Here is a 1,770-nt window from a genome sequence, read left to right on the forward strand (position 1 = left end):
TCTACGTCGTCCGGTTAGAAATCCAATACAACAGGGGTAGTATCCCAACAGCGGCTCCTTGAATACTGGCGTATCCATCTCTTTGCCTCCTACCTATCCTGTACATGCTGCATCAAATCCCAATATCAACCTGCAGTGAAGCTCCATGGGGTCTTTCCGTCTAGTCGCGGGTAACCTGCATCTTCACAGGTACTAAGACTTCACCGAGTCTACAGCTGAGACAGCGCCCAAATCGTTACGCCTTTCGTGCGGGTCAGAACTTACCTGACAAGGAATTTCGCTACCTTAGGACCGTTATAGTTACGGCCGCCGTTTACTGGGGCTTCAGTTCAGGGCTTCACTTGCGTTAACCCCTCCCCTTAACCTTCCAGCACCGGGCAGGCGTCACCCCCTATACTTCGCCTTGCGGCTTAGCAGAGAGCTGTGTTTTTGGTAAACAGTCGCTTGGGCCGTTTCACTGCGGCTCATATCTCTATGAGCACTCCTTCTCCCTAAGTTACGGAGTCATTTTGCAGAGTTCCTTAGCTATAGTTCTCTCGCTCACCTTAGGATTCTCTCCTCACCCATGTGTGTCCATTTTCGGTACGGGCCATATATACTTTACGTTAGAAACTTTTCTTGGAAGTTCCTCCACTGCCTTCCGTACTCGCCGTAGCTTTCCGTACGCTTCACGCCTTCTCGTTTCGGATGGTGGATTTGCCTGCCATCCCGATATCTCGCTTGCACCAGCTCTTCCAGCCGCTGGCTGCAGCTTCCTCTCTCCGTCATTCCTTCACATATATACGGGTACAGGAATCTCTACCTGTTGTCCATCGACTACGCCTTTCGGCCTCGCCTTAGGTCCCGACTTACCCAGAGCGGACGAACCTTCCTCTGGAAACCTTGGGTTTTCGGTGCGTGGGATTCTCACCCACGTTCCGCTACTCACACCGGCATTCTCTCTTCCATGATCTCCACACGTCCTTTCGGTCGTACTTCTCCGTTCATGGAACGCTCCCCTACCATCCCTTGGGATCCATAGCTTCGGTAGTATGCTTAGCCCCGGTAAATTATCGGCGCAGAGTCATTCGACTAGTGAGCTGTTACGCACTCTTTAAAGGATGGCTGCTTCTGAGCCAACCTCCTAGTTGTCTGTACATCTCCACATCCTTTTCCACTTAGCATACATTTTGGGACCTTAGCTGATGGTCTGGGCTGTTTCCCTCTTGACAACGGACCTTATCACCCGCTGTCTGACTGCCGAGCATGTTGGCGTGACATTCGCAGTTTGATTATGCTCAGTACCCCGAGATGGGGCCATCACATATTCAGTGCTCTACCTTCACGCAACTTACCTCGACGCTAGCCCTAAAGCTATTTCGGGGAGAACCAGCTATCTCCGGGTTCGATTGGAATTTCACCCCTAGCCACAACTCATCCGCCAACGTTTCAACGGGGGTCGGTTCGGTCCTCCATCGGGTTTTACCCCAACTTCAACCTGGTCATGGCTAGATCACCCGGTTTCGGGTCTACTGCATGCAACTCTCGCCCTCTTAAGACTCGCTTTCGCTTCGGCTCCGCATATCCTGCTTAACCTCGCTCCATACAGTAACTCGCCGGTTCATTCTACAAAAGGCACGCCATCACCCTTTAACGGGCTCTGACTTCTTGTAGGCATATGGTTTCAGGTTCTCTTTCACTCCCCTCCCGGGGTTCTTTTCACCTTTCCCTCACGGTACTGGTTCACTATCGGTCACTCTCTCGTATTTAGCCTTGCCGGATGGTCCCGGC

Annotated in this window: 1 rRNA gene (only partly in view); it reads right to left on the minus strand. The window is 52.1% G+C overall.

Annotation, left to right across the window (positions count from 1 at the left end):
• Nucleotides 1-1,770, minus strand: a 23S ribosomal RNA gene (locus tag HUU89_RS14810); its annotated part runs 382 nt beyond the window's last position; the annotation flags it as partial.

Source organism: Faecalibacillus sp. H12 (assembly GCF_013361255.1).
Taxonomy (GTDB): Bacteria; Bacillota_I; Bacilli_A; order Erysipelotrichales; family Coprobacillaceae; genus Faecalibacillus; species Faecalibacillus intestinalis.